Origin of the sequence: Methanobrevibacter ruminantium M1 (genome assembly GCF_000024185.1) — an archaeon.
In the GTDB taxonomy this organism is placed as follows: Archaea; Methanobacteriota; Methanobacteria; order Methanobacteriales; family Methanobacteriaceae; genus Methanobrevibacter; species Methanobrevibacter ruminantium.
This window is the reverse complement of sequence record NC_013790.1, coordinates 937,740-962,502: the sequence shown is the minus strand read 5'-3', so window position 1 is coordinate 962,502 and position 24,763 is coordinate 937,740. Positions and strand designations below refer to the sequence as shown.

The 24,763-nt window shown below is 33.6% G+C and carries 18 protein-coding genes; 5 read left to right on the top strand and 13 right to left on the bottom strand.

Annotated elements, in window-relative coordinates; all coding sequences use genetic code 11:
* Positions 1-207 precede the first annotated feature (207 nt).
* Positions 208-612 carry an SseB family protein gene (locus MRU_RS03740; protein WP_012955541.1) on the top strand — a complete coding sequence of 135 codons (405 nt, stop codon included), beginning with the start codon at positions 208-210 and terminating at the stop codon, positions 610-612.
* Between the two features lie 43 nt (positions 613-655).
* Positions 656-1,162, top strand: coding sequence for an SseB family protein (locus tag MRU_RS03735; RefSeq protein WP_012955540.1), 507 nt, complete (start codon positions 656-658; stop codon positions 1,160-1,162).
* An 86-nt stretch (positions 1,163-1,248) separates the two neighbouring features.
* Here MRU_RS03735 and MRU_RS03730 read toward each other — a convergent pair whose 3' ends face one another.
* The 8 genes from MRU_RS03730 to MRU_RS03700 form a co-directional block, all read right to left on the bottom strand.
* Positions 1,249-1,677, bottom strand: a complete 429-nt coding sequence (locus tag MRU_RS03730) for an NUDIX hydrolase (RefSeq protein WP_012955539.1) — start codon at positions 1,675-1,677, stop codon at positions 1,249-1,251.
* Between the two features lie 52 nt (positions 1,678-1,729).
* Entirely contained in the window at positions 1,730-1,888 is a 159-nt protein-coding gene (locus MRU_RS11900; RefSeq protein WP_012955538.1) for a hypothetical protein, read from the bottom strand.
* 155 nt (positions 1,889-2,043) lie between these two features.
* Positions 2,044-2,589, bottom strand: coding sequence for a rubrerythrin (gene rbr / locus MRU_RS03725; protein WP_012955537.1), 546 nt, complete (start codon positions 2,587-2,589; stop codon positions 2,044-2,046).
* 181 nt (positions 2,590-2,770) lie between these two features.
* On the bottom strand, positions 2,771-3,382 hold the full coding sequence (locus tag MRU_RS03720; protein WP_012955536.1) for a 5-formyltetrahydrofolate cyclo-ligase: 612 nt from the start codon (positions 3,380-3,382) through the stop codon (positions 2,771-2,773).
* Between the two features lie 77 nt (positions 3,383-3,459).
* Entirely contained in the window at positions 3,460-3,882 is a 423-nt protein-coding gene (locus tag MRU_RS03715; protein ID WP_012955535.1) for a hypothetical protein, read from the bottom strand.
* 118 nt (positions 3,883-4,000) lie between these two features.
* Positions 4,001-4,480, bottom strand: a complete 480-nt coding sequence (locus MRU_RS03710) for a hypothetical protein (RefSeq protein WP_048812405.1) — start codon at positions 4,478-4,480, stop codon at positions 4,001-4,003.
* Positions 4,481-4,821: 341 nt separating this feature from the next.
* A complete protein-coding gene (locus MRU_RS03705; protein ID WP_012955533.1) occupies positions 4,822-5,625 on the bottom strand; it encodes a hypothetical protein in 804 nt (267 codons plus the stop codon).
* A 209-nt stretch (positions 5,626-5,834) separates the two neighbouring features.
* On the bottom strand, positions 5,835-6,260 hold the full coding sequence (locus MRU_RS03700) for a hypothetical protein (RefSeq protein ID WP_012955532.1): 426 nt from the start codon (positions 6,258-6,260) through the stop codon (positions 5,835-5,837).
* 221 nt (positions 6,261-6,481) lie between these two features.
* Between MRU_RS03700 and MRU_RS03695 the strand changes: the two genes are divergently transcribed.
* Positions 6,482-7,135: a DUF655 domain-containing protein gene (locus MRU_RS03695; protein ID WP_012955531.1), complete on the top strand. Its 654-nt coding sequence runs from the start codon at positions 6,482-6,484 to the stop codon at positions 7,133-7,135.
* Positions 7,136-7,429: 294 nt separating this feature from the next.
* Here MRU_RS03695 and prf1 read toward each other — a convergent pair whose 3' ends face one another.
* Together prf1 and MRU_RS03685 are read right to left on the bottom strand one after the other, a co-directional pair.
* On the bottom strand, positions 7,430-8,674 hold the full coding sequence (gene prf1, locus MRU_RS03690) for a peptide chain release factor aRF-1 (protein ID WP_012955530.1): 1,245 nt from the start codon (positions 8,672-8,674) through the stop codon (positions 7,430-7,432).
* A 406-nt stretch (positions 8,675-9,080) separates the two neighbouring features.
* Complete coding sequence (locus MRU_RS03685; RefSeq protein ID WP_083777630.1) at positions 9,081-12,872, bottom strand: C1 family peptidase; 3,792 nt, start codon at positions 12,870-12,872, stop codon at positions 9,081-9,083.
* Positions 12,873-13,168: 296 nt separating this feature from the next.
* On the opposite strand from MRU_RS03685, the gene MRU_RS03680 reads away from it, so the two are divergent.
* Complete coding sequence (locus tag MRU_RS03680; RefSeq protein WP_012955528.1) at positions 13,169-14,527, top strand: hypothetical protein; 1,359 nt, start codon at positions 13,169-13,171, stop codon at positions 14,525-14,527.
* A gap of 36 nt (positions 14,528-14,563) precedes the next feature.
* On the opposite strand, the gene MRU_RS11895 is transcribed toward MRU_RS03680, so the two are convergent.
* The 3 genes from MRU_RS11895 to MRU_RS03670 all read right to left on the bottom strand — a co-directional run bounded on the left by MRU_RS11895 (position 14,564) and on the right by MRU_RS03670 (position 23,664).
* Positions 14,564-14,707 carry a hypothetical protein gene (locus tag MRU_RS11895; protein WP_171776161.1) on the bottom strand — a complete coding sequence of 48 codons (144 nt, stop codon included), beginning with the start codon at positions 14,705-14,707 and terminating at the stop codon, positions 14,564-14,566.
* 282 nt (positions 14,708-14,989) lie between these two features.
* Positions 14,990-15,556, bottom strand: a complete 567-nt coding sequence (locus tag MRU_RS03675) for a hypothetical protein (RefSeq protein WP_012955526.1) — start codon at positions 15,554-15,556, stop codon at positions 14,990-14,992.
* A gap of 380 nt (positions 15,557-15,936) precedes the next feature.
* Positions 15,937-23,664 carry a chitobiase/beta-hexosaminidase C-terminal domain-containing protein gene (locus tag MRU_RS03670; protein ID WP_012955525.1) on the bottom strand — a complete coding sequence of 2,576 codons (7,728 nt, stop codon included), beginning with the start codon at positions 23,662-23,664 and terminating at the stop codon, positions 15,937-15,939.
* A gap of 393 nt (positions 23,665-24,057) precedes the next feature.
* Here MRU_RS03670 and pyrH point away from each other — a divergent pair, with 393 nt between their 5' ends.
* A complete protein-coding gene (pyrH, locus tag MRU_RS03665; RefSeq protein WP_012955524.1) occupies positions 24,058-24,735 on the top strand; it encodes a UMP kinase in 678 nt (225 codons plus the stop codon).
* Positions 24,736-24,763 lie beyond the last annotated feature (28 nt).

Here is a 24,763-nt window from a genome sequence, read left to right as displayed (position 1 = left end):
CTATTTTAGATAAAATATACATAATTTCTATTAATTAAAAAAATTCTTTAATTTGAAAAACGAATCCTATTGATTAAAAAAATTCTTTAATTTGAAAAACGAATCCTATTGATTAAAAAAACTACTTAACGGAAAAATAAATTCAATAATATGAAAAAATAGTCAATAGATAAATTAAATATCTTTTTAAAATGATTATGTGATAACATGACCCTATCTGACAATAAGAAGCTAAAGAAATTATTAAAGTCCAAATCTAGAGTTAAAATTGAAAATAATCCAAATCTCTTTTATAAGGAGTTTCTAAAATCAACTCTCTTTGTTCCGGTGATTGCAATAAACGAAGATGAGAACCTAAACGATGGAGACACACTAGACCTGCAGATTGGATTCTTTGATGAGGAAAATGGAGATAGAAACATCTATATCTTTACCGATTCAAATGAGATGGAAAGGGCTGATTATAAGATAACATCAATAGCTGTAAATATGAAAGAGCTATCTGTTATTCTATCCCAGTTTGATATGGACTTTGATTATATTGTAATTAATCCATATGGTCCAGACAGCTATAAGATAGATTATGATGAGTTTAAAAGCAGAACTGAATAATAACAATTAATAAGATTAAAAGAAAAAAAGCCTTAGTGATAAGATGAGCATGCTTTCCAATTATAGACTAAAAGAATTGCTGAAAAAAGAGAGCGAAATGACTGATGAAGAGTATGAGCTCTTTCTAAATGAATTTAGAAAGTCTGAACTTTTCATACCAATCCAAGTGGACCTAGATTCCCTTGACTTAAAGGACGTTCAATTAAATGAAATCAATCATATAAATCAGGAGATAAACTTCAGACTGAAATCATACGAGAGCAAGGACAAAAAAAGAACCATCCCTCTTTTTACCGATGAGCATGAGATTGAAAGACTTAAGATGAATACAACTGTAGGATCTTTGTTCATGAGGGACCTGTGTGAATCAATTATGCCTATAAGAGACAGCTTTGACCAGATAATCATTAATCCTAAAAGCGAAAAGTCCTTTAAGATCTCTGTAGATGAGTTCTTGGATTTATTCGATGAGGATAGGGAATTTGAAGACCTGATGAAAGAAATAGAAAATGATGAAGAGTTTATTGAGATGATGAAAAAGGAACTCTGAATAATTTAACACCATTTTTCCTAAGATAAATTCTTAGAAAAATATTAATGTCAAAAACTACTTAATTTAATTGAAAAGTCGATTGATTAAACCAATAGTGTTTTACAAAAAGCTGCTTTTGCCGGAGGAGTTAATTCATTATTTTTAATCATATCATTAATTTCTTCCTTTGTAAACCAACCATACATATCATGTTCATCACTAATGAGAACTTCATCTGAATTTGTTGAAACTTTCATGATAAGCTGTATGGATTTGATTTTTTCTCCAGTCTTGCAGGCAGTATAATTCTTTTGAATGACATGGTATAATGAGTCAATGCTTATGTCCATTCCTGTTTCTTCCTTATATTCTCTTTTTAATGCAGAATCAAAGTATTCGCACTTTTTAACCTTGCCTCCAGGAATTTCCCATTTGCATGGGTCGTGAGCTGAGATTGATCTTAATTTAAGAAGCAAGATCTTATCATTATATTCGCATATTCCTCTGACTGTTAGACCCCACATGTCACTCATTTTTTCACCTAAAACCATAAATTAACTCTATTTAGCCAAATCATTTGAATCTTTAAATCAATCCATTAGTCCATAATAAGAAAAACAGAACTATGAATAAAACAATGATGAAAATTAAAAATAATATTCCCTCTTTTGAAAAGGGACTGACAGGTGCACAAGTTCCACTAGAGCAATCATCTATTTGACAATTATCTTCTTTTTTAGACACTTCATCACCCTTATTGAAAAAATCTGAATATTTATAAAAAATAGCAAATCTGAGATAAATTCTTAAAAAAATAGTTGTTAGATTGAAAAAAATAAAAAAAAGTGCTATTAATGAATCATTAATAGCTGGTTAAAGTTTAATTAAAAAGAACAAACTTATTTGAAGTTGGTAGCTCTTTCTTCGAAGTAAGCTTGTGGATGTTTACAAACTGGGCAAATGAAAGGAGCTTCAGGAGCTTTTACGATGTGACCACAGTTGATACATTTCCATTCGATTTCTGCTTCTTTTTTGAATACAGCTTCGCCTTCAACATTAGCGAGTAAAGCTCTGTATCTTTCTTCGTGTTCTTTTTCAATATTTCCTACCATGGTGAATAAGCCTGCGATTTCAGGGAAACCTTCTTCGGTAGCGGTTTCAGCGAATTCTTTGTACATTGCAGTCCATTCTTCGTTTTCACCATCAGCTGCTGCGTTAAGGTTAGCTATAGTGTCTGGAACTTCTCCGTCGTGTAAAAGTTTGAACCAGATTTTAGCGTGTTCTTTTTCGTTTTTGGAAGTTTCCATAAAGATGTCGTGGATTTGTACGTATCCTTCTTTTTTAGCTTTGCTTGCGAAATATTGATATTTAGTATGAGCTTGGGACTCACCAGCAAATGCTGCTGCTAAGTTTGCTTCGGTTTTAGTACCTTTTAAATCTGCCATATTAATCACCTAAAATAATACATCTTAATAAAATTAAGAATAATTAGTAGTTTTACTACTTAAAAATATTTTAGTTTTAAACATTAATAAATATTTCTAATATTTATTTGGATTAAGGAAAACCTAAAATAAAAATAGTCTAACATCATTATTTGATTGAATTACTTAATAGAATAAGCCTTTAGACCCTTATAATCTCTCTTGTTGTGACAATCATGTTTATTCTTTGATCATGGCTTTCAGTTGGAATGTGATTCACTAATTGCAATGGATGAATGGTTGTTGCAATTGGTGTGGTATTATTAATGATGTTTCTTTTCTTTAAATCTTCTATTTCCATATCTGCAAATCCTTTTCCCTTTCCTATTCTATGTCCCATTCTGTCCACTCCAACAGAGCCTTCTACAACAAGGTCGACATTTATGTTTGATATGTCCTTTTTACTGCAGTGCTTAAATGCCCCTTCCTTAGTTGAAGCTTCTTCGATTTCCTTTATATTTTGTCCTTCCAGGAAGAGATAGCCGTGTGTGAGATTAGGGCTTGCCATAATAAGGTTCTTATTGTCCTTTAAGGCTAAATATCTAACTGGAGTTTGTGCAGCGTCGGGACTAGAGAATATTGTAATTGAGGATTTCCATTCTTCTGTTTTAGATAAAAGTTCAGCTGCAATATCTGAGCCCTTAAAGTCTGGGATTTTGCCATAGTCACCATTTGGTCGATTGGAAAATCCATTATTGAATAGATTGTCATAGATTGACTTTCGGACCTTGTCTTTTTCTTCTTTTAAAGTCATGATATCACTGGATAAAAATAAGAGTAATAATTAAATTGTAATCTGTTTAGAAGGCCAAATTATTAAAATAAATGAAATTATTCAAACTTAAGAGTCCTATACATGAAAAGGAATCCCTCTTCGTCTGGATTGTCCAATCCGAATCCCATGAAATTGAATCCATAAGCGTCCCTATTGTGGATGGTTGTAAGGGAATGGGTTCTTAAAGGAGGCTCATGGCTTGTATCTTCTGCTATAAGCTCGTGGGTTTCCTTGTTTGCCAATATTGTAAGGTTGGATGATATTACTTTTAGGCTCTCTTCTCTTGGAATGTCTTCAATTGCGTTTTTAAGATATTCCAATGACAGTCCTTCCTCTGGGTATTTGAATATCATCACTCTGCTGTGTTTGCTATCGGAATCTAAGATAGCTAAACAGCCTTCGATTTCATCATCTGAAACTAGTTTCCAATTCTTTGGATATTTGAAACTTAATTGGTCATTTTGGAATAGATTAGACATAAGAACTCCTTAAATAAAAAAAAATTCAGTGCAATTGCTAACAATTTAAAAAAAAAAAAGAAAATTAAGAATAATTAAAAATAATTACTCTTCAATTTTAAAAATAAATCTTCGATTATTATTCTTCTGATTCTTCTTCAGTCTCTTCGATTTCCTCTTCGTTTACAAATTCAAGAGAGTCCATGATTGACAAATAATCATTATATGCATATGGGAAGTCTTTAAAATGCATCAATTCAAATACATACATCTTTCCATTGTTTATTATGGCAGAAGTATTGTTTTCTAAAATTGTATCTCCTTCTTGAGCGTCGGATACAATATTAAAGACAGGATTGCCGTTGAGATTTAAAATAGCTGATTTTACAATGTTCCAACCTTGACTTTTGAATGATTCATTGAAAGGCTCTTCCAATTGGGCAACAGCCTTAGCATCTCCTGCATCGTTTTTATAAACTGTGATTGTGGAAGGCTTGCCCTCTACAACCTTAACCAATGCCTTTATGCAATTTGGGCCAACTGACTCTTTTGCCTGTTCTCTCCAATTGCTTAAATACTTAAATTTGATTCCTTCTTCATTAAATGTGATTTCTTCCATTATTTCACCTCTAAAATAACCCATAAAACTATTTTACAAAATTAACATGATAATTGATAAATAAATTGATAAGTAAATTGATAAATAAATTGATAAATAAATTGATAAATAAATTGATAAATAAATTGATAAATAAATTTTGAAATAAATTGATAAATAAAATGATAAATAATAAATTAGCAAGTGATTTTTAAAATTATGATTATAAAAAATAATTAAATTATGGCTTGAAAAATAATTTAAAATTATGATTATAAATAATAATTTAAAAAAAGTTTAGATAAACTGGAAAAACTAATTTAAACTAGGCTAGAGTCTTTAATCTAAACTATGTCCCTTGATTATTCATCTGGAGAATCCAGGAAATATTCATCTGGAATGACTCCTTCCAGCTGTTTATATGCATTGCTGGAAATGGACTCCTTGCTTATTTCAGGCTCTCTTACAATTGTAAGTCCTCTGATTCTTCTGATTAATCCTGTCTGTGACAGCTCCTTGTTTATCTCATGGATGGTTGCTGTAACTGTCTTATTGACCGCTTCATCAAGGATGTTCTTATTTGACTTTAGGATAATCTCCAATACTTCTCTGTATTTGGATTCCCTTTCCCTAAGTCTTGAAATCTCTCCTGCATCAAAGCTCATCTTTGTCTTTAATACGTTCATGTCCTGTAGAAGTTCGATTCTTTCCTCATCGGATTCCTTTAGGTCCTTGTTTAATTTCTTTATTTCAGAATTCAGCTCTTCGTTTTTATCGTTGACATTTTTGATTTCTTCAAGAAGAGAACCGGATTCTGAATCTGTCAATACTGTTTTATTTATATAATTCTCCTTTTCAATCTTGGATAATTCTGTAGTCAATTCTAAATTGAGCTTTTCAAGCTCTTCAACCTTGGAGAAAAGGATCTTTTCCTTTGACTTTGCTTCCTTTAGGTCATATTCCAATTTGATGACTGCCTCATCATCGGGAATTACTTCCATTGTAGAGACTTCAATTTCAGAGGAAGCCTTTAGGTCCTCATATTCATCACTTGTAAGGATAATGAAGTCTCCATCTTCAAGATTGTGCTTGTTGACATCTTCCTTACCAATTGTGAGAACTATATTGCCTCTAGCTTTATTGATTTTCCCAGCCTTGATAATCATAATTAATATTATATTTTAAAGATTTATAAAGATTATTACTTAAAAAATGTAAAATTGTCTTAAAATTAAAAGATTTATAAAGATTATTACTTTAATAAGATAAAACTTTAAAGATTTAAAATGATTATTGCAAAATAAGATAAAGTTTTTTGAATTTTTAAAAAAGAGCTTAAAAAATTAAAATTAGGAAAAAAGATTGAAAATTATAATTATTCTAGGATTTCAAAGCTTTTTACAATTTCCATGAATTCGTGGACTATTTCGCTTACCGCCCTTAGTTCAAATATGTATAAGAATCCTTCCTCCAGGAAGATGACTGAAAACATTTGAAAGCTGATTTCAGGGGTTGTTACCTTGGAATGAATCTGAATTGAAGGCCTTTTGTTTACATTTGCTATCTCAGAGGATACTATCTCTGCCCCATCATCCCTTAAGCTTGCTTCAACAACTTCCTTAAAGATGTCTAATGACTCTAGCTCTGATGGGAATGCAATTACATTCAATAGGCTGCCGTCCTCATAGCTTAATGTAGCAATGCAGTCAGGATTGTTTTCCAATGGAATTGCTTCCAATTCCCATTTGTCATTATATTTAAAGGATAACTTTTCATTAGAGCAAGTGTTTAAATCAGTCATTTGTCCACCTAAAAAATAATTTATAAATTTTATAAAACTTTTATAAAATATATTATTAGTGATTTTGATATATAAACTTAATTAAATCGCCTATGGAGAGATTTGATTAGGGATTTAATTAAACTATTTATAAAAAGAAATTAAATATTATAGTAGATAAGAATAATATTCCACCATATTAAAAGTAAAAAGCCACTTAAAAAGTATTAAAGTTGATTATAATGAGTGATAAAGAGGTTTATGGCATAGTATTGTCTCAAAAGTTAACAAAGGACAATGTAAATATGGGAGTTGTCATGGGGACCGAGAAATTTACATTGAAAAGGATAGAGCTTAATGAAGATGTGAGATTAAAGCCCCAAGATAAGATTCTGATTACAAAAGACAGCGAAGAACTTAAAAAGACCGATCAAAAATTAAGCTATGATGACTTAAGCAATGAAGAACAGATCGAAGCTGAAAAAGCAATTCATAGCATTGTGATTGCCAATGAAAACAAGTATGTAGGATTTTTCAATAAGCAAAGCAAGGACGGAACTCAGCTTCACTTATTGGAAGGCATCAGCCGAAAGAACTCAATGAAAATCATTGAAGAAAAGGAATTGAATGGCGACTTTGAAAGCTTTGAGGACATTGACAATAGAATCAGCTTCATTGACGACAGCGAAGACCTAATTGCAAAAAGAGTATTATATGAATTAAGCGAACTTAATAAGGTAAAAAAAGGAAGACCTACTTATTTATTTGCAAGTGTTAAAAGGTCATCTAAAAAGGAAGTTCTTGAATTGGATGAATTTGAGGATGATGACAGTTTCTTTATTGAAAAGTTAAAAAGAGAGGGCTTAGTTGAACAAGAGGGAAAAAGAATTAGATAATTTAAAAAGAAGCAAAATTAAGAATAAATTAATGATTGAAATTAAAAAAAATAGATAAACAGTTGGAATGACCCAACTAGAAACAAAATAGTTGGATTGGCCCAACTAGAGAAAAAAATTTTGGTCCAGCTTTTGCTAGCCGAAGGCTAGTAAAAGGTGGAATTTTGGTCCAGCTTTTGCTAGCCGAAGGCTAGTAAAAGGTGGAATTTTGGTCCAGCTTTTGCTAGCCGAAGGCTAGTAAAAGGTGGAATTTTGGTCCAGCTTTTGCTGGCCGAAGGCCAGTAAAAGGTGGAGTTAGTTTACCTTATACCTAGTAATCGCCGCTATACCACCAAATGCTCTATATAACTGCATACCTTCATCGGTTTCAGTTGAAATGATTTCCACTTCAGTGCCTAAGTCTTCAGCAATATTTGAAAGGTCTTCAATAAGATCCTCTTCTTTTGTGATTTTCATCTTATCATTACACTGAGGACAGGTTAGATCCTCTACTTTTTGACCTTCCTTTTGGGTTACTTCAGCATGGAATCCACAAGCCTGACAATCTAAGGTTAATCTTTTTGATTTAAGGTCTTCAGAGAGAAGAAGAATATCTACAGCACCTATTTGGAGGTTTGTTCTAACTTCCTTTTCACCATAGGAATAAAGGCCGTTGTCATCTCTAAGTTCCTTAAAGAATCTTTGGACAAGTTTTTTCTCTTTTATAACACCTAACTCTTCCAATGCACCTGAAGCCTTATCAATGGTTTCCCTAATACCAAATTCTCCAGTGTAGGAAGTGTCTACAGTTGTGATGACTTTGTCCTTAAGCTCATAATGCATATAGTCTCCATTGTAGAAATCCTCTTTAGTGTATCCAGGACCTCCAAGAACGATTCCCTTCAATTCATCCTTGATTGGAAGGAAGTCGTCATCCATATGCTGGCCGATTCTCTTTAAGAACTCATGAGCCAATTGTTCGATGACCCTGTCGAACCTTCTTTGTGATTGTCCCCCTGCCTTATGCTTACCTGGAACACCACTGGTTAAGTGAGCGGTAATCTTAATTCTTTTACCTTTTAAAGTTGCTATGGTTGCTTCGTTTCTGTCGATAACTGCAATACCATAGACTTCCTTTGAAGCAATCATGTCTTCCAAAGGCTCTAGGAAGAATGTGCTGTCACAGATGTACCAATAGGTTTGAACAGGCTCCGGCGGTTCGATTACTACAGTTTCCATCTTTTCAGTGCCGGGACCGCCTTTAGGAATCATTCCCACAAAGAGCACAAAACCGTTAGGGAGATCCTTGTTTTCATTTGTAATCATACGGATTCTTTGCATGATTACTTCAATAGCTGATTGAACGTTTTTACGTGTGGATTTGCTTTTGATGTTAGCGCTTTGTCCTAATTCGTCTCTCATCTGCTTAATGATATCACTTAATTGCTTTTCTGGAGGAACATACATTGAAACAAGTTCTGTTCCTTTTCCTTTCTTTTCTGCGAGTTCTTTTAATGTCTTCTTAAACTCATATAATTCCTTTGAGGATACCTCACTCATTTATAACACCTGATAAAATTGATAAATAATTGAATAATTTAGCCGATTGGCTTTTATAAGAATGATTGTTAATCGTTGAAATAAATAGAATCATTTCCTGATAAAATAATAAAAAATCGTTAACTGTTTGAAATAATTAATTCATTTCATATATTACAAATAATGTAAAGTTTATAACATATATTATATATGGCATTACTCATTTATAAAACTAGTGATGAAATTGGGGCTGAACTGTGAAAAAATAATGAGAAATCAAGAAAAAACTATTGATGAAAGAGATTAAAATATAAAAAATAATGGAAAATAGAAAAAAAGAAAAAAGCAGTTGGATTGACCCAACTAGAGAAAAAAATTTTGGTCCAGCTTTTGCTGGCCGAAGGCCAGTAAAAGGTGGAGGTTGAAATTAGCTTAAAGTCAATTTACCCTTCTTGCTAACAGCAGCAAATGTATTATCTCCTGCAAACTTAACTGTAAAACTATAAGTTCCCTTCTTGTTTAAGGAGACCTTTACAGTAGCTATTCCTTTGGAATTAGTCTTTGCACTATAAGTTTTGCCATTTACAGTGAAACTGATCTTCTTATTAGCAACAACTTTTCCATTAGCAGTCTTAAATGTGGCAGTCAAGCTTTTAGTCTTTGCACTTGCCTTATAAGACTTATTTGAAGTGGCTAATTTAGGAGTCTGGACTTTTACAGTTATCTTAGCTACTTCAAATGCTCCTAAATAATCATTATCTCCTAAGAAACCTATAGCGAATGTGTAGGTTCCCTTATAAGCAAGGTTTATTTGGAGCTTGGCGCTTCCGTTCTCATCTGTTGTCCTGTCGTAGACCCTTCCATTGAAACCTATCTTGATTGGCTTATTAGATAGGGCTGTACCGTTTTCGTCTTTTAAGAAGACTACAAAGTACTTGCCTATTCTTCCGTCCTCTGCTGCTACAGCTGTTGTTGTCATGTTTTTGCAGTCTATTCTTGTAGGGATTCTGTCTGTAAGATTTTCCCTTAGAGTCTCCATGGTATAGACCTTTAAGAGCACTGTCGCATTGTCATCGCTTGCGTCTTTCCATCCGGTTCCATTGTCTATGAATGATACATTGGCCTTGAAATGCATTCTTGATGTGTTTACTATAGGCACTGAATGTGTTTTCATTACTACAGTGAAATTGTCTCCAATCTTTACTTGGATTTGGTTTTCCAGTTTAATTGTATGGAATCCTCTAAATGGAGATTTACCGCTTTGGCTTGTTTTTAAGACGTTGTTTACATAGATTTCTACAGTATAGTCCTCATCTGCATCATTGAAACAGGTTCCAACTGCACTAATGTAATCATCTCCTATTGACTGGTAGCTGTTCTTATAGGAATAGCTATCGCTGTCGTTAACTAGGAATATGTCTCCTCCAATGTCGGTTTGGTAGTTTTTAGTGTAGTTTTCAGTATTTTCAAAGAGATATGCAACTCCGCCATCAATATTGAATACTGTATCGTAGTAGGACACATAGACATATCCATGGTCATAGTTTTCTTCACCATAGCTGTTTTTAATAATCCATGCACCGTCTCCTGGAGGTGTGACTAAGAAATTGCTTGCCGGATAGTTGTCGTCCCATCCTACAACAGCTACAGCGTGGGTTGCATCCCTTCCGTCAGTCTCGTTGCAATAGAATGCTGAAGTGTTTTCATTGAAGTTTGGAGCCTCATTCACAGCATAGAAATCACTGGTTACAGTTCCATACTTCATGATAGTCTGCTTTATTTGGTCAATATCATAGGATATGCTTCTAGGATAGGTGAATGCTGCATCCTGAATGTGAATGGTCTCGTTTGTAGAGATTTGTCTGCTTAATTTTCCAATCATGTCAAAGGTGTCATACTCCTCTGGGAATACTCCCATCCAGGAAAGGGCATAATGCAAAGCAACAATTGTTGATCCAGCCTCTACAATATGGTTGTTTCCATATTTGGAATACTCTGTGGAGAGCTTTTGCATATTCTGCATTGAAAGGCTATAGGTCTTTTGGGTTGACTTAAGCAATGCAGATTCAATCGCTGCGCAGGTGGAGAAGCACCAGCATCCTCCTGAGAAATCCTGATTCTTGAATGGGCTCATCCAGCCCCAGTCTGCAGCTAAAAAGCTTGAAGGAATTGTAGTTACATCTATTGTGTTATTTATTAAATCCAGCTTTAATCCTTCTCCTGTTCCTATAATGATATATGTAGGGTCATAATCCAAATCAACTAATGTGTCATCATTATACTTGTTATCACCTAATATCAGTCCTTCTGTATAGATGCTGCGCAAATATTCATCGTTGTTTTCGAAATAGCTGTTATTTATTTTTATTCGAGATTCATAAGCATATATTGCATCATTTGAGTTATTGACAAATCGGGTGTTATTTATTATCGCCTTTTCGGCAGAGTCAATAAAGAGGGCTCCTCCAAATGATGTATTGTCCTCATTCAATCGGTTGTTGTAAAATACAGTGTCATAAACTAAAATGTCATAATCTGTATAGACATGAACCGCTCCGGCCCCATATCTTGCAGAATTGTTTATGAAGCTGCTGTCTTTAGATTTGAATCCTCCTCCTAAAACAACTATGGCTCCCCCATAGTCGCTGGAGCAATTTAAGAAGCTTGAATTAAGGACAATTAATGATACAGGAGAGGAGTGTCCCCAACTGTTTGAATCATAAAATATGGCTCCGCCGTTTTTAGAGGAAGATATGTTTTTGAAGCTGCAGTTATCTACTATTGCATATACATTATCCAAAAAGGCCATTGCCCCACCTGTTCCATTTGCATGGAGATTCTTGAAGCCAGTATTGTTTATGAGTATGTTTACCATGACGTTGCAGTAGATTGCCGGAGCATACTGGGAGCTCATGTTTTCAAATAGGCATCCGTCAATGGATATGTTATTGTCGTGCTCTGAGAAGATGGCTCCCCTATAGAAATCATTTGAATTGATGAATGTGGAATTAGTTATGAAAACGTTTATGCATTCAATTCCATCATATTCGAATTCATCACCTTCCCACCAATCTGGAAAAACATAATCTCCTCCATCTGGGAAGTCTTCATCGCTTTCATCAGGGTAATCGTCCATGTCTGTGGAATTATCATCCATATCTGTGAAATTGTAATCGGTAGAATTATCATCCATATCTGTGAAATTGTAATCGGTAGAATTATCATCCATATCTGTAGAATCTAAATCCATATCTGTAGAATTTAAATCTGATTCATCAAAAGGAACATCCTCACTTGGAGTCATAGGGCTTTCTTTAGCTGGAATAAATATTGCAGCACCCTTATCTGCAAGGTTTCCATCAAAAATACAGTTAGTTATATTGCTTGAGCCTCCAATGTAAACTGCTCCCCCTTCAATATTGGCCACATTGCCTGTGAATATCAGATCTTCAAGAATGGAGGAATCGTTTATATATGCTGCTCCTCCATATCCTGCAGAGTTATTTATGAATTTTACGGATTTTATTGAAGCATTTCCTTCAACATAGATTGCACCTCCATTATCTGGGGCAAGATTGTTTTCAAATATGCAGTCAGTTATATTGACATTTGTTCCTTTTGCATAGATTGCTCCCCCTTGACTATTGAAACCGTTTATAAACTTGATGTTCTTTAAGACAATATTGTCTGAAGCCAAATAGAATATTCTGGCCTCTCCATTTCCATCGATATAATGGTTGTTTCCGTCGATTGTGATGGAATTGACTTCAATTCCTCCCTGATATTGACTATCATAGGCAGAATCATATTTATAATCATTTTCTAAGATTATTGTATCTCCTGCTGAAGCCTTTGATAGAATATGTGAAAGGTTTGAAAAGGAAGCAATTGATGAATTATTCTCCTTTAAGATTGTTTTAGTGTTTTTTATATTTTCATTGATTTTATTGTCTAAATCTTCATCTAGATAAAAGTTAGAATTATCTGAATTAGAATCATCTAGATTAAAGTTATTGGAATTATCTGAATTAGAATTAGCTAAATTAAATTGATTATCATCTAAATAAAGATTATTATTAGAATTGTCTAAATTGATAAGCCCTGCAGAATCATCTGATAAGATTGTTTCATCTGTTGAATCTGCAGATGCACTTGCTGAAGAAATAGACAATATTAAAATAAATGTTAAAATTATTATTATTTTTTTATTCAACATCATTTATCCTCCAAGATAAACTTTTATTTGTTCAATATCTAATATAAAGATTATACTAAAAGTTAAATAGAAAACTATATAAAAAGGAAAACTATATAAAAAGGAAAACTATATAAAAGGATTTTAAAAGAGAAAAGTAGTCAAAGAAAATAATAAAAATTATTATTAATAAAGGACTATAATTATATAACAAGATATTAAAAAAGTATTAAAAAGATATTAAAAAAATATTAAAAAAATATTAAAAAGATTTAAAAAGATTAACTGTTTTTAAGACAAGTGCAAATTGGAGTTAAAGAATGACAAAACTTATAAAAAGAGAAGTTAAAAGGGAATATAACGAGGAAAGTCCTCTAAAGCTTAAGATAGCTAATGCCATCTCTACTTTTACAAATCCTCCGATTATTTGTATTCCTTTGTTTTTATTGATTTCATTTGTGCTTGCATCTAACGGAAATCCGTTTTCAAGTAGTTTCAGCTTTGACTGGATGCTATTTGCCAAATGCGAGATCATTTCACTTGTATTTGCATCTGTCCTTCCTATGGCAATCATAATCTACTGGGCAAAGAAGCTGAATACAGATAAGGACATCTCAAATCGTGAAGATCGCTTCATTCCCCTTATCGTAGGGGTGTTGTCCTACCTGATTGGCTTTGTAATATCATTTTTCTTCGAATTGCCAAACTTCCTGACAATTCTTCTCTTATGTTATGCAGTAAACACATTCATTGTCATGCTCATTACAAGCCTATGGAAAATAAGCATACATACAACAGGATTAAGCGGACCTGTAGCTGCCCTAATCATGCTTCTTGGACCTATTGGTGCATTATTTGGACTTTTATATCCTGTCCTAATCTGGAGCAGGGTCACCCTTAAAAAGCATACAATGGCTCAGGCAATAGCGGGAGGAATATTCGGATTCGTATTCACTGTTGGTGAAAGCTATCTTTATATGCGCCTGTTTAAAATGAGCGTTCCAGGCCTTGTGCCGTTAGCGGAATGCTTCTGGATCATATTTGCCCTTGTTGCCTGCCCTATAGTTCTTGGAATATGCGGGCTTTTGGAAAAAAGAGGAATCGAATCAGTTATAAGGGCAAAGCTATTCCACCTATTGGCTTTCATCGGATTTGCAGCATTCTACTTCTACGGACCCTCTAGCGCAGTCTTGATTCTTATATTAAGCGCTATAGTAAGCGTTTTAGTAACAATATTTGCAGGAGATACATTCTCATGGTATAAGGGAATCAGCAGAGGACTTGAAAGGGAAAACCTATCAATAGTGCTCTCACTTGCTTGCGGTCTGATTTGGATATATGTGGCAATGAATTACTTCAATATAGAAAGTGCAATAATCGCTACAATAATTGTGGCCTTTGTAGGAGCAATAGCAGAGCCTGTGGCAATCAAATATGCGAGATATAAGTTCCCTATGAAGTCTTTGCTTGGAAATGATGGAAATAAGTCAATAGAAAGCTCTGTGGTGGCATTGATTGTTACAATGATTATTCTTCTATTGTTTACTCAAAACGTATTTGTTTCTATAGCTGTAGGGCTTCTAGTCTGTCTGATTGAGACATTCGTTCCAAAGGAATTGGAGAATCTGGTTATTCCAGTTGCTTGTGCAATTATACTTGGCTTTTTGCTTCATTATTAAATAGATAATTGAAATGCCAATTTATTTTTCATTTAACTAATTTTTAGTGCAGTACATAAAACAATTATGATTCAGCATATAACCTAAAGAGCTAGTCACAGAACCTAAATCGCTAATTCCTGGAAATAGAGTCTCTCCAACATAATGCTCAATCGGTGAAAAGCTAGCCGAACAAGCCAAATAAAAGGCTTTAACAGCATCTTCATCGCCATAAGCCTCACGGCCAAAATGAAAATCACTTCCCGGGTAAGATATGTCCTTTTATATTATCATGAACGCTCATGACCATAGGGCTGACACGTGTCCAATTGACATTATAACGCTCCCCTGCAGCATCAGCAACAAGATCATCCATATAGATAACCAACAAACCCTCAAGAAAACTACCATAAGCAGCATTCATAGGGCCATTGGCATAAACCAAACAATAATAAACCCACTAAAAAAATACAAATTATTAACTTATACATATAAACCTCCATCTAAGCTCTTTATATAATTTTCTTTAAGAAAATCATAACAAAAATTTAAAGCATAATCAATTGATAAAACTCTTAATGATTTTCTTATATTTTCAATTACTGTTGTTCCAAATTCTTGTTCTATTAAGTATTCTCCACAGTTACTGAATGCACCATTTTCAACTTTTTGAATATATGTTTTAGAACTAATTGTATGAAAAGTGGTGTATGCACCTCTTTGGTCACTTGCAAATGCCGCTTTAGATATGGAAATCTGAACCGATTTACCTCCTACAGTCCTTAATGTAGATTTCGCAGCAGCTGCACTATACCCTCCCCCAATGAGATTTAAACTCATTGAAAAGCCAAAATCGGCTAAATTTTCATCAGTTAGATTAGAATAGAAATTGCCCGTGTCTGTCATGCCAAATAAACCAGAGCCATAAGCAGTGCAAATTGTACCTACACCCATTAAAGCCAAACCTACAGGCAAACCAACACCTGTACAAGTAGCAATCATGCCTGCTTCAAAAAATATGCCTCCAGCAACACTAGCTAATACTCCCATCTTTTGAATTTATAATTAATCCTATTATATGATAGAAAAATCCAAAAATTTCTAATTCAAAATACAGTATTGTGCTTTAAAATGAATTATAAAGAAATTTTTTCTAAAAATTATGCTATTTTCCAACATTCATTAACAAATTTAACCATAACTATTAATTAAGCCCAAATTTCTTTTTTTTTGAATTCCGATGAAATTTTGATATATTAAAACCTTTTTAATATTAATACAAGTAATAATATAAAAAAAGATATTAAAAGTAATTTTTTATTTGTACCTCCCATATATTTAGCTGCAGCATAACGATCATATAAACTTACAATAACTGCCAAAATCAGTAAAACAATTATTAAAATAGATTTTAAATGCATTTAAACACCTTACTTTATTAAAAGATTATTTCTTTCTTCCCATATACAATCTTGCATTAAAGAATCTAAAATATTCCTACATCCTTTTAAAATAAAGATTTTTTTAGAAGGATTTTGAGAATTTACCATTCGATTAATCACATATCTACTTACAGTATTACTTGAACCTTCATATGCAACATATTTAGTAGAAATAGTTGTTGTATAAAATCCTTTTGAGTCTATTACAGCATTTTTACTTGCAATTTGTATAACTTCAGACCCTGTAGCTTTAAAAGCAGAAGAAGATGCTAAACCCCCAATACCTCCACTAATAAGATTACAGGACATTGAAAATCCGAAATTGGCCTGATTTTCAAGAGTGGTGTTGAAGTAAATCCCATCATTGTCATTATAATCTATTAATCCTGAGCTATATGCTGTGCATATTGTTCCAGCACCCATTAAAGCCAAGCCTACAGGGGCCCCTACACCTGTACATGTAGCTATCATTCCAGCCTCAAATAATAAGCCCCCTACAACACCGCTTAAAAACTTAGGATTAGACAGGTATTCATCTAAAACATAAGATCCAATATTCTCCAAAGAAGAAACTAATACTCCAACTAAAGGAACAATGGCATTAAAAGATTCCTCCAAACCAATAGATTCTATTAGAATATTTACTTCGGACAATAAAGCACAGGTAAACAAATCAGATAGAATATTGAATCCATAACAAACCTTTAACATGTCTTGTGTGGAAACATTCAAAGCACAAATATCCACATCCAATCCATTTAAATAATCCCAAATCAAATCACAATTATCTATCAGCTCCTCCCCTAATGTAAAAGCCCATTCTGTCTGTTGATTACTGTAGCAATAAGCATCATTGCCAAGTATGGAGGCATCCATCAAGATTCCAGTCAATTTATCAAAGCACAAATAATAAATCTCATCAGATTCATTAGGACAGATATAAATGAAACGACCTTCATCAACAATAGAAAGACATTCACCATCAGCTAAAAGACGGCCCAAATCAACTGTAACACCATACCCTATACGGTCTGGGAATAAAGTTTGGTGAACATAATGTTCAATGGAAGAGAAAACACTTGAACAAGCGAAATAAAAGCTCTTGATTATATTCTCATCATCACATAAAAGCTTACGGCCAAAATAAAAATCAGACTCTCCGCTCATGACTAGCCTGCCATGGTCATCTCTAACACTCATAACCATAGGACTGACCCTTTCCCAAGAGGCATTATATCTTGAAGAAACAAGATCTGCCACCAAATCATCCATATAGATAACCAACAAACCTTCAAGAAAGCTGCCATATGCCGCTTTCATAAAACCATTGGAATAAACCAGACTGCCATTAACATCAGTACGATTTTTCTCACTTAAATAATGATTTAAAACACTGCCATTAACTTTATCATTTGCAAAAGTAAAAGTCATCAAGCCATCATAAGTGCCATTAGTTAAATTACCATAATTAGTTGAATAAGCCCAATCAATACTGCCATTCCCATAATTATGATAATAAGTAAAAATATCCGTACTATTGTCCGAGTTATTACCTATAAAATGTTGATAAGAACCATCAACATACATAATAGGTGCCTTCCACGAGCCAATTACCATACCTCCGGAATAAGCTAATGTATTATTATTTATATTATTTAAATTTATTATCTCATTATCATTTCCATAATAATGAGCAGAAACGCAAACAGAATCATTGAAAGATTTATGATGATTTTTAATAAAAATCACATCCTCATCTGACAAGTTATAGGAGTTCTGTATTAAATTCCATAATGCATCATTAAAAGTAATATTATGATCGTTTAACAGTTGATTCTTCCTTTCAGGACTTAAACATCCCCAATTAACATTACTATAAATGTATTGAACATCATTAAGATCAGTAGTATTATACTCCAAAGAAAGATAAACATACACAACTGCCTTAGCCCAATTTAAACGACTATAATACCAATCATTATATAACAATATTGCATCAAAAACATTGCTTGAGATATTATTTAAATTATTCCTATAAAATGAACTCTCCACAACTGATGTGGAAACAATATCCCCATCAACAATCAAGTCCAATTCAGATTTAAAATCACCAATATTTCTCCAAACATAACTGACCCAATCGACATCATGATCTAAAATAACATCAAAAGTAAAATAAGATCCATTTTCGTTCGCAACAAAATTATCCAAATTTCCGCTATTATTGCTTATGAAACCTGTAGTGTTTATATAAAACCTTACCGAAGAGGAAAAACTGGAATAATTTAAAGTTTGAATCTCATCATCCAAACTAATAATAACATTATTAACCTGATTTACACATGAAGTTTTATATAATGCTTGACCAGATTCAATAGCAATCCAATGAGGATAAGGCCCCGTTTTCATATCAACAAACTTAACATTTACCCCATCAATAAACTCTCCCACATACTCCTTTAAATTATTCCAATTTAAATCAACAACACAAGAAACATTATCTATAAAATTATTTCTTAATTCAAAATAGGATTTGTAATTTTTTAAAATTATGTAACTACTATAGTCAATATTGTCTGTTTGAAGACAAATATCAAATCCATAATCCTCGCTTACAGAAAGATTATTATGACCCCACCAATTATTACAAGCATTAATTGGACCTCCAGATGCATAAAGGCCGAAAGCACTATTATTATAAAAACGATTAAAATTTACAGTCAAGTTTGAATAATCTCCATAAATTCCATAAACATTATTAACAATATTATTATACATTAATGTATTATCGTCTCCAAAACAACAAACCGCATAAGAATTAAAACTTAAATTATTATAAACTACGGAATTATTGTTTCCGTTAATTTTTAAACCATAATTAGAACCTATGAAAACATTGCCACTAATAATAGAATTCAAAGAAGATTCTAAGCATATTCCACATCGTGAATGATTAAAAATATTATCTTTAATTAGATAAGTATTCTCTCCACCATATATAGGAGACAAATAAATGAATGAAATTGACAAACCATAAGAAGAAAAATTATTGTTCATAATAACATTATTATAACCACTTAAGGAAGACCAAATACCATATTCAACAACGGAAAATCTATTGTTCATTATAACACAATTAGAAACACCTGCTAAAATAACAGAATGCATAGAACTTCCATCAAAATCAAAACCCTCAATAACAGAATTATTGCTATGAATAACTATATTCGGCTGACTCCAAGTAAAATTATTTAGACATGAAGAGCGCAAATAGACACTTTTATTCAAATCACAAGCTCCAGATAAATCCTTATTAACTTCAATAACATCACCATTTATAGTGTCCATATCATCAATAGCATCTTGTACACTATCAAAATATTTTCCACTATTCAAATTAGCCACATAATTTCCATGGAAATAATTCACACAAACAATAGAACTATTATGTCCAAATCTATCAACACCATAGAACTGTAATTTTGTTAGGCCATAATTACTGGTAATATGTATTGGGCCAGTATAAATAGCACTTAGATTATTAGGCAAGCTACCGTCCAAAGTGTAATATATGACAGGATTCTTATCTACAATATCCAAACTTGTTAAATTAACATCTAAAGAACGTTTATAAAACCCAGATCCATTGCTTGCCCAAACTAAAGGAGCACTACCATCAATAATAAAATTATTATAAACAATAGAACTATTGAAACCATTTAAAGAATAGTAAGAACAGACAGACCAATTGCCTTCTGTTAAATTGAAACAGATATTGTCTTCTCCAGTATACCAAGTGGTTCCATTATCCAAACTAGAATATAAAATTCCTCCAGAAATATTAGAGGACACATTAATTAGCAAATAAGAGACATTATAAAAACCGCTGCTTACATTAACATTAGGAGATGGCGGATTAAGGACAACTACGCTAACTGTTTTTGAAGCGTTCTGATAATAATTCTGATTAAAATTAAAACAGACATTATAGATTCCTGGAATCTCTCTAAAATCATAATAGATGTTGCCTGCACTGTCTGTTGTGCGGGTAATGTTCTTATTGGCATAAGAAATATGAACAGTTCTATTTGCAAGAGGAGTGTTATTTTCTCCTTTAAGAGATGCAGACAGATGAATGGTATTGCCATAATAGTCTGTTGCACCATTAGCTGATATGATTGATGGATAGAACTTTATGTTAACATTTACCGTTTTTGAGCTGAATGCATAGCCTGTGGCATTAAATGTGATTGTCACATTGAAATTGCCAGTGCATCCGTTAAGATTGTAGCTTGCTTGGCCGTTGGCATTGGTTATGATGTTAGTTATGTTGCCTGATCTGTTAAATACTAAAGTCTTATTGATTATAGGATTATTGTTGCTGTCTTTTAGGCTTGCAAGAATATGTGGGGACTCGTTGACATAAGCAAGCAGATTGTTGGCAATGATGCTATTGGAAATAGGGTTTACAGTTACTGTCACTGTTTTTATAGCTGATTGGTAATGACTTTCGCTGAACTGGACTGTAAACTGATAAGTGCCGGGATTTAAATGAATCATTAAGCTGGTTTGACCGCTATTATTAGTGGTGTAATTATAATTTACATTGCCTAAGGTATAAATGATTGTCTTATTGGCTAAAGGATTGTTATTGCCATCGGTTAGAGTGGCGGCTAGATGACTGCCGTCCATATAGATCATATTTAGATTGCTTACTGCAAGATTGGTTGCTATCTCATTAACAGTGACTGTAACTGATTTGCTTGATGTTTGATATGATGGGTGGGAGAATGTGATATTTACGTTAAATGTGGCTGGAATCATATTCAATGTTAGAGTTGCCCTTCCGTTGGCATCTGTAGTTCTGTTATAGCTGTTTGTTTCCATTTTGAAATTGACTGTCTTGTTGGCTATTGGGTTGCCGTGGGCGTCCTTTAGTGTTGCGATTAGGCTGCTGCCGTCTTGATATGTCATGTTTAGATTGCTTGCGGTGATGCTGGTTGGCATCTTATTGACTGTGACTGTGACTGTTTTTGAGGCATTTTGATAATAGTTTTGGTTAAAACTGAAATTGACATTGTAAGTGCCTACGTTTTCGTTAAAGTCATAATAGACATTTCCTGCGCTGTTTGTGGTTCGGGTTATGTTCTTATTGCCGTATGTAATTTTAATATTCTTGTTTGCTAGAGGGGTGTTGTTTTCTCCTTTTAGGCAAGCTGAGAGCTGTACTGTGTCTGTAAAGTATGTTGTGGCACCATTGGCAGTGATTGTGGATGGCCAGAATTTTATGTTTACGCTTACTGTCTTTGACGTTATGGCATAACCGGTTGTATTGAATGTGATTTTTACATTGAAATTGCCTGTGCAGCCATTCAGGTTGTATGTGGCTTGGCCATTAGCATTGGTTAAGATGTTTGTTAGCGTGCCTGTTCTGTTAAATGTCAGATTCTTATTTGATAAGGGATTGTTGTTTGCATCCTTTAAGGTTGCGACTATAGTTGGTGATTCGTTGACATATGCCACTAGGTTGCTGGCGATTATGCTGTTGGAGATAGGGTTTACTGTTACTGTTACTGATTTGCTTGATGTTTGATATGATGGGTGGGAGAATGTGATATTTACATTAAATGTGGCTGGAATCATATTCAATGCTAGAGTTGCCCTTCCGTTGGCATCTGTAGTTCTGTTATAGTTGTTTGTTTCCATTTTGAAATTGACTGTCTTGTTGGCTATTGGGTTGCCGTGGCTGTCCTTTAGTGTTGCGATTAGGCTGCTGCCGTCTTGATATGTAATGTTTAGATTGCTTGCAGTGATGCTGGTTGGCATCTTATTGACTGTGACTGTGACTGTTTTTGAAGCATTTTGGTAATAGTTCTCTTTAAAGCTAAAGTTTACATTGTAAGTGCCTACATTTTCGTTAAAGTCATAATAGACATTTCCTGCGCTGTTTGTGGTTCGAGTTATGTTCTTATTGGCATATGTGATTTTGACATTCTTGTTTGCTAGAGGGGTGTTGTTTTCTCCTTTTAGGCAAGCTGAGAGCTGTACTGTGTCTGTAAAGTATGTTGTGGCACCATTGGCAGTGATTGTGGATGGCCAGAATTTTATGTTTACATTTACTGTTTTACTGCTGAATGCGTAGCCGGTTGTATTGAATGTGATTTTTATGTTGAAATTGCCTGTGCAGCCGTTTAGGTTGTATGTGGCTTGGCCGTTGGCATTGGTTAAGATGTTTGTTAGTGTGCCTGTTCTGTTAAATGTCAGATTCTTATTTGATAAAGGGTTGTTGTTTGCGTCCTTTAAGGTTGCGACTATAGTTGGTGATTCGTTGACATATGCCACTAGGTTGCTGGCGATTATGCTGTTGGGTATGCCGTTGACTGTTACTGTGGCTGTTTTATTGGAGTTTTGGTAATAGTTTTCGTTGAAATAGATATTGAATTGGTAAGTTCCAGGGTTTATGTTGATTATTAGGGATGTTTGACCGTTATTATTGGTAGTTCGGTTATATATGGTGTTGTTTAGTTTGTAATGGATTGTTTTGTTTGATAATGGGTTGTTATGGGCGTCCTTTAATGTGGCGTTTAGGTAGCTGCCGTCTCCATAGGTCATGTTTAGGTTGCTTGCGCTTATGCTGGTAGGCATGCTTAAGACTGTGACGGTTACGTTTTTGCTGGATGTTATGTATCTTGGGTGGGTGAAGCTTATTTTTACGGAGAAGTTTCCTGGGATCATATTTAGTGCTAGTGTGGCTTTTCCGTTTGTGTTGGTGGTGCGGTTATAGTTGTTTGATCCCATTTTGAATGTTACTGTCATGTTGGATAGGGGGTTGCCATGTGTGTCCTTTAATGTGGCGATTAGGCTGCTTGAATTGTGATAGTATTTCACCAGGTTGCTTGCTGTGATGCTTGTGGGCATCTTTAGGACTGTGACGTTGACATTTTTGCTGCTTGGGGAATATGAGGAGTCTCCTAGGAATCTGATTGTGAAAGTATAGACGCCAGGCATTAGGTTGATTGTTAGGGAGCATCTGCCTGATGAGTTGGTGGTGCGTATGTATGAAGCGCTGCCTACTGTGAAATTGATTGTTTTTCCGGAGAGGTAATTGCCGTTGGAGTCTTTCAAGCCGACATTTAGTTGGCTGGCATTGAGATAATATTTAACTAGGTTGCTTGCGACAATGGTGGTGGCAATCTTGCTGCCTTTTGCTCCATCTTCCTTTGAATTATCTGAAAATAGGCTGTCGTCGACATGTGTTAGGTTAATCCAGTCCAAGTTTTCATGACCAGGTCCGATTACATCTTCATCAGACACTATGTCGCGGTCATAAAATACACGTTGTGAAGATGGGGCGGCGGTCTTGTTTTCCTTTAAAGAAGAAGTGTTTTTATTGTTTTTATTGTTTTTTGATGATGTGGAAATAGAAGGTGAAGATGAATCCTTTTTGCTAGTAAGGGCAAATGAAGAATTCTTTTTATTATTGGCAATTGGAGAGGAGTCAATTTCACCATCAACAACCACAGAAGAGCCTCCATTAAAGTCTCCTTCACTAAGAAAACCTGAATAATCCCCATTAACAGAATCTAAATCAGAATAATATGTATCATTGAAAGCTAAATCATCAACTGCAAAAACACAATTAATTGAACAAGAAATAAAAACTAAAATAAAAAGACAAATAAAAACTCTACCAATCTTAAGTTTATTTAAACTCACTGAAAACACCTAAAAAAATATTATTAAAACAAAATGATACTTCTAAATTTATAATTTTAATATATAACTTATTTATAAAAAATTTTTTGCTTATATAAAATCTAATAAATACATTTTCAAAAAATAATTAAATATAATACTTAACACCCCAAAAAATTTTTATATTTATTTAATTGAAAAAATAAAAAAATATTAAAAAATAGTTTTCTAGCTTTAAAAAAAAATTAAGAAAATTTAAAAAATGAAATAATATAAATTAACTTTAAAATTAAAAAATAGGGAATTTAAAAGTAAATTTAAATAAAATAAAAAAGATAAATAAATATAATAAACGAGATTAATCAAATTAATTGATTTTATCTTAAAAAGGATATTTTAATTAAAGGTGAATATATGAGAATTGTAGTGGCTATTGGCGGATCCATACTATTAAAGACTTATGATGCACAAAGATTTCAAGAGTATTCAGACATTCTAAAGGACTTAAGCAATGAACATGAGATATTCATTGTAGTAGGGGGAGGAAAACCTGCAAGGGAGTATATTGGAGTTGCACGTGATCTTGGAGCCGGAGAGGCAAAATGCGATGACCTTGGAATAGAAGTCACAAGAGTCAATGCTAAGCTTCTATTGCTTGCTCTTGGAGACTATGCTTATCAAAAGGTTCCTCATAACTTTAATGAAGCTCAGGAATACTCTGCAAGCGGAAAGATAGTTGTTATGGGAGGAACCGAACCTGCACACAGTACAGATGCAGTATCTGCAATATTAGCCGAATTCGTTCAAGCCGACATGCTTATCAACCTAACTTCAGTTGACGGAATGTATACCAAGGACCCTAATAAATTCGATGATGCAGAGCTCATTTCAGAGATTACAGCTACAGACATGATGGATTTCATTAGAAACCAGGATGTAAAGGCCGGAACATATGAATTCTTTGACTTTACTGCAATTCAAATGATAAAGCGTTCCAATCTAGAGACTGTAATAGCCAATGGATTCGAACCTCAAAACCTAATCAAAGCGATTAATGGTGAAAAGATAGGAACAAGAGTCATATCTGATTAGATAAAAAAATAAGTTCGTTTTTTATAAA

Coding starts and splice junctions, on each gene's coding strand:
- MRU_RS03740 (WP_012955541.1), top strand. CDS start 208: ATGACCCTATCTGACAATAAGAAGCTAAAGAAATTATTAAAGTCCAAA.
- MRU_RS03735 (WP_012955540.1), top strand. CDS start 656: ATGAGCATGCTTTCCAATTATAGACTAAAAGAATTGCTGAAAAAAGAG.
- MRU_RS03730 (WP_012955539.1), bottom strand. CDS start 1,677: ATGAGTGACATGTGGGGTCTAACAGTCAGAGGAATATGCGAATATAAT.
- rbr (WP_012955537.1), bottom strand. CDS start 2,589: ATGGCAGATTTAAAAGGTACTAAAACCGAAGCAAACTTAGCAGCAGCA.
- MRU_RS03720 (WP_012955536.1), bottom strand. CDS start 3,382: ATGACTTTAAAAGAAGAAAAAGACAAGGTCCGAAAGTCAATCTATGAC.
- MRU_RS03715 (WP_012955535.1), bottom strand. CDS start 3,882: ATGTCTAATCTATTCCAAAATGACCAATTAAGTTTCAAATATCCAAAG.
- MRU_RS03710 (WP_048812405.1), bottom strand. CDS start 4,480: ATGGAAGAAATCACATTTAATGAAGAAGGAATCAAATTTAAGTATTTA.
- MRU_RS03705 (WP_012955533.1), bottom strand. CDS start 5,625: ATGATTATCAAGGCTGGGAAAATCAATAAAGCTAGAGGCAATATAGTT.
- MRU_RS03700 (WP_012955532.1), bottom strand. CDS start 6,260: ATGACTGATTTAAACACTTGCTCTAATGAAAAGTTATCCTTTAAATAT.
- MRU_RS03695 (WP_012955531.1), top strand. CDS start 6,482: ATGAGTGATAAAGAGGTTTATGGCATAGTATTGTCTCAAAAGTTAACA.
- prf1 (WP_012955530.1), bottom strand. CDS start 8,674: ATGAGTGAGGTATCCTCAAAGGAATTATATGAGTTTAAGAAGACATTA.
- MRU_RS03685 (WP_083777630.1), bottom strand. CDS start 12,872: ATGATGTTGAATAAAAAAATAATAATAATTTTAACATTTATTTTAATA.
- MRU_RS03680 (WP_012955528.1), top strand. CDS start 13,169: ATGACAAAACTTATAAAAAGAGAAGTTAAAAGGGAATATAACGAGGAA.
- MRU_RS03675 (WP_012955526.1), bottom strand. CDS start 15,556: ATGGGAGTATTAGCTAGTGTTGCTGGAGGCATATTTTTTGAAGCAGGC.
- pyrH (WP_012955524.1), top strand. CDS start 24,058: ATGAGAATTGTAGTGGCTATTGGCGGATCCATACTATTAAAGACTTAT.